This is a genomic window from Microcystis sp. M_OC_Ca_00000000_C217Col (assembly GCF_007095585.1).
Taxonomy (GTDB): domain Bacteria; phylum Cyanobacteriota; class Cyanobacteriia; order Cyanobacteriales; family Microcystaceae; genus Microcystis; species Microcystis panniformis.
Map to the genome: position 1 here is coordinate 1 of NZ_SFBV01000291.1, position 3,499 is coordinate 3,499.

At 36.0% G+C, this 3,499-nt stretch carries 11 protein-coding genes and 1 pseudogene; all 12 read right to left on the bottom strand.

Annotated features, from left to right (window positions below; translation table 11 throughout):
• Positions 1–158, bottom strand: a 158-nt coding sequence (locus EWV66_RS18595; RefSeq protein WP_287107231.1) for a DUF433 domain-containing protein, incomplete at its 3' end; no start/stop codon positions are given.
• 201 nt (positions 159–359) lie between these two features.
• Positions 360–599 carry a DUF2283 domain-containing protein gene (locus tag EWV66_RS18600; RefSeq protein ID WP_287107223.1) on the bottom strand — a complete coding sequence of 80 codons (240 nt, stop codon included), beginning with the start codon at positions 597–599 and terminating at the stop codon, positions 360–362.
• A gap of 96 nt (positions 600–695) precedes the next feature.
• A complete protein-coding gene (locus EWV66_RS18605) occupies positions 696–1,031 on the bottom strand; it encodes a XisI protein (protein WP_012267893.1) in 336 nt (111 codons plus the stop codon).
• A pseudogene (locus EWV66_RS18610) lies at positions 1,019–1,156 on the bottom strand (element excision factor XisH family protein); the annotation flags it as partial. The gene EWV66_RS18605 and the pseudogene EWV66_RS18610, both read right to left, overlap by 13 nt.
• A gap of 32 nt (positions 1,157–1,188) precedes the next feature.
• Positions 1,189–1,431 carry a DUF4926 domain-containing protein gene (locus tag EWV66_RS18615; protein WP_012267894.1) on the bottom strand — a complete coding sequence of 81 codons (243 nt, stop codon included), beginning with the start codon at positions 1,429–1,431 and terminating at the stop codon, positions 1,189–1,191.
• 10 nt (positions 1,432–1,441) lie between these two features.
• Positions 1,442–1,774, bottom strand: coding sequence for a DUF6883 domain-containing protein (locus tag EWV66_RS18620; RefSeq protein WP_287107225.1), 333 nt, complete (start codon positions 1,772–1,774; stop codon positions 1,442–1,444).
• Position 1,775: 1 nt separating this feature from the next.
• Positions 1,776–1,913, bottom strand: coding sequence for a hypothetical protein (locus tag EWV66_RS18625; RefSeq protein WP_287107226.1), 138 nt, complete (start codon positions 1,911–1,913; stop codon positions 1,776–1,778).
• Between the two features lie 53 nt (positions 1,914–1,966).
• A complete protein-coding gene (locus EWV66_RS18630) occupies positions 1,967–2,236 on the bottom strand; it encodes a type II toxin-antitoxin system RelE family toxin (protein WP_061432389.1) in 270 nt (89 codons plus the stop codon).
• Positions 2,233–2,436: a RelB antitoxin-like protein gene (locus EWV66_RS18635; protein ID WP_002800856.1), complete on the bottom strand. Its 204-nt coding sequence runs from the start codon at positions 2,434–2,436 to the stop codon at positions 2,233–2,235. Before EWV66_RS18635 ends, EWV66_RS18630 begins: the two co-directional genes overlap by 4 nt.
• Positions 2,437–2,470: 34 nt before the next feature.
• Complete coding sequence (locus EWV66_RS18640; RefSeq protein ID WP_287107228.1) at positions 2,471–2,653, bottom strand: DUF1902 domain-containing protein; 183 nt, start codon at positions 2,651–2,653, stop codon at positions 2,471–2,473.
• 73 nt (positions 2,654–2,726) lie between these two features.
• Positions 2,727–3,113, bottom strand: coding sequence for a type II toxin-antitoxin system VapC family toxin (locus EWV66_RS18645; RefSeq protein WP_287107229.1), 387 nt, complete (start codon positions 3,111–3,113; stop codon positions 2,727–2,729).
• The gene (locus tag EWV66_RS18650; RefSeq protein ID WP_287107230.1) at positions 3,110–3,337 is read right to left on the bottom strand and encodes a type II toxin-antitoxin system Phd/YefM family antitoxin; all 228 of its coding nucleotides are present in this window, start codon (positions 3,335–3,337) and stop codon (positions 3,110–3,112) included. The genes EWV66_RS18645 and EWV66_RS18650 overlap by 4 nt, the downstream gene beginning before the upstream one ends.
• Positions 3,338–3,499: the final 162 nt, after the last annotated feature.

Consider the following 3,499-nt stretch of genomic DNA (forward strand, 5'->3'; position numbering starts at 1 on the left):
ATGCTGGGATAATGATAAACAATTTCATCGGGTGACATTCCCAGGCGTTCGTGCCAAATAACGACATCTTGGACTTTGATGCGATGACCTGCGATGCGCGGTTTACCGCCACAGGTTTCTGGGGTAATTTCAATATGATTGATTAAAGTTGTTGTCATTGATAAGTACCTAGGCAAAATTATTTACACATGACGATCATTGCCCCGTAAGGGTTTTAGCTCGATCGGGCAGGTAATTAATTTTGCATGACTACTTAATAACGAATTTGTCCGATTATAGGGTCACAAGGAATCTGCGCCCAAATGTCATATATATTATATCACGTCAAGGTTTATAGAATAATTTTATTATGACAACTCTTATAAACTTGAAGCTAATTGAGGCGCGACAATAGTTTCGAGGGAAAAAGCATTCAGATCCGTTAAGCTTTTGGCCTGTTTCAAGGTGATTGCACAAATATTCCCCTGCTGATCAAGATCGACCAAGGTATTTTGTATTTTGTATTTTGTATTTTCATTGATTTCTTGAGTCTCGACAATAGGATTGTTATTGAACTCTAGGTATAGAGTGTCCGTATCCTGAAAGTAGGTGATTTTCATGGCTGACTTGGGTTATCAAGAGTTTCTAATCTTCTTCTAATAGTGATTCATTTGGCGGCGATTGCGGTTTTGAGAATTGTCCATCATATTTGAAAGTTAAGCGACAGCGAAGCCTGTATATTGACGTATTTTAGGTTCATGGAATCCCAAAACAATATCTTCTTTAGCAATGCCTGCGCTTAGTAATTCTTTGGTGATACCGTCTTCGGTGTTGTCACATTGTACCCAAATTTTGTCGTTAATAATTTCTAAATGAATCAGACAATCATGATAACGCTGATTCTGTTGCCAACCTTCTGAAATGACGAGATATTGATCATTCTGAGGATCAAAAGCTAGACGATTTTGAATGTCCGCATTGTTATAAATAATTTGGCTATAGGGGACAAGAATCTGATGAATAATTTTGCGGTAATGGTTTAGTTTATCCATTGGGTGATTACCTCAGTTTCGGGGTTAAAGATAATTAGTTTTATTGTTTTTTCTTCAAGGAGTATTTGACCAATTTCTTGATGCAATAAGCTGTTGAAAGTTTTTTCCCGAATAGCAAGATAAAGAGTTCTATCTAAAAGTTGGCGAAAGTTTTATCTTAGACTGAGACTAATTCAGGTTCACTGATCAGCCGTAGAAGTTTTGAGTGATCAACGGTTTCCATCGCAAAGGTTTGGCCGTTTTGATCGGTAAAATCAATCAGAAAAGCTTGCTGATTAAAAGACATTAAAACAGTTCCCATTTGTCCGCGACGCAGAAGGATGGGCTGATGGGTCGTTTTGTGAGTAGCCGTAACATCTTCCGTTAGGGCAACGAGATCGTATTCTTGAATGGTGTTCATCATGGGCTAGTTAATTAATGGGATAGACATTAGTAAGACGAGGAAAATTTTCAGTTATTTGGACAATCCAGCAACTTAAAATTAAGGATTCTCCGATGTCGTTACAGAGGTTAAATTTCAGATCATAGTGAGTGCCATATTGATCGATTTTATAAAGTTCGGCTTCTCCTTCCATTACTGCTTTTTTAAGAGCATTTTCTAGGATTTCTTTATTAGCTAAGGTAATCCCTAATCTTTGTTTGAAAAGCAAGGCTTTATGTTTTCCTTTTGAATGCTCAGGATTGAGGCAGTAACGTTCAAGTTTGTCTACTAGGTTGGCTTGATCGGCATTGGGAAGTTTCATTTTATTTGTTGGCTTCTCCTAGGTTTCCCTGAATTTGCCCTAACAGTTCCTCACACTCTTTAACCAAGGTAATCCCCAATTCTTGGCATAATTCAAGCGCTTGTTGGCAGTAGTTGAGAGCGCAATCGCAGTGATTCATTTTGTGGGCTATTTCGACAAAGGCTTTTCAATGATTCTTTATCTACCGAAATTTTACGGGAAATAACGATAGAATTCTCGACGATGAAGAACACGAGCAAATGTAATTGTATCTTCTTCAACAAAAAAACCAATTCTATAGTCACCAATTCGGATACGATAGGCATTATATTCTCCTTTTAATTTTTTAAGGTTGTTAATTTCGCTTAGCTGCTTAACTGCTAAAATATCAGTAAAGACAAGGTTTTTGATGACTGAGTAAGAGGAGGTACTTTTTAAATCTTTAAGATCCTTGATAAAAGTAGGAAGATAGTTAATTTTCATTCTTTTTCTAATTCAATTAAAGCTTCCTCCAAAGTTAAGGGAGTTTCATCTTTAACGTCTATCATGGCGCAATAGAGTCCAGTATCTTCATAGGTTTCTATTATTTGTTGATAATCTTCAAAGTTAATAATAACTTGCTGTATCTGACCTTGATTATCCGTAATCAAGTCTTGAGCAAAGGGATAATCTTTGATGTTCATAATTAATTGTTCCTCATTTTGTGGACGGTTTGCATTATTTACACTCCTTTGTTTCCAATTCTAATAGGATGGGAATTAAGTCTTTGGCAATATCAATGACGGCATCTATTGTATCAGCTTCAGCGACAAGTCCTTGTATATCAGGACTGGTGGCGACATAGTAATCTTGTCCGTTTTCTTGCAAGCGCTCAATAGTGAGGTTAATTGGGTTTTGCATGGAAAATCAATAAGGTTTAAAGTTTGCCTGTTAGTTTTTGTGATTAATTTGCTAAAGTTTCTTCTTTTCAGGTTTACCATAATAAATTTTCAGTATATCGCTTAAATAACTCATCTTTAGTGAGAATCGGAATATTTTCAGTTAAGCTTTGAGCGATTATTAGGCGATCAAAAGGATCTTTATGGTAGTAAGGGAGTCTCTTGAGTTGTTCGAGATGTTCGGCGTTAATAGATAGTATATCAAAGCCGTTATTATAAACATAATTTTGAATTAAATTTGGGAAAGTCGTCTTTAATTCTAATCTGTTAAGGCTGGCTTTGATGGACATTTCCCAAAGACTAGCGATACTTAATCGTTTTTGATATTGATGATTTTCGATCAGAGAACGAGCAGCATCACTAAGATTATTATCACCTTCGATAAACCATAAAAAGGTATGGGTATCCATTAAAATTTTCATGGCATATAGTTCTCAAATTCTTCGATGGGATCATCAAAGTTGTCAAGCATTTTAACGATGCCTTTTGCGCTTCCATATTGGGGATGTTTAACAGTAGTAGGAAGAGAAATAATTTGAAAGTCTTGACCTTCATTATTCTGGATAATAACTTGTTCACCTTTTGAGGCAGCTTTAAGGAGTTCAGAAAGTTGATTTTTAGCTTCATCTACGGTTAGTTGCATCATGGTTTTATTGGGTTAAATTTCTCAGATAATAATATAATTTATCGTGATTTAATCCTTGCTCAAGTATTGTTCAAGGGTCACATAGTCGCCTGATTGATATTCATCCCGAACTTGTTGAAGTTCTGCTAAGGTTTCCTCGTCGTCTTGATAGGAAGTTTCTTC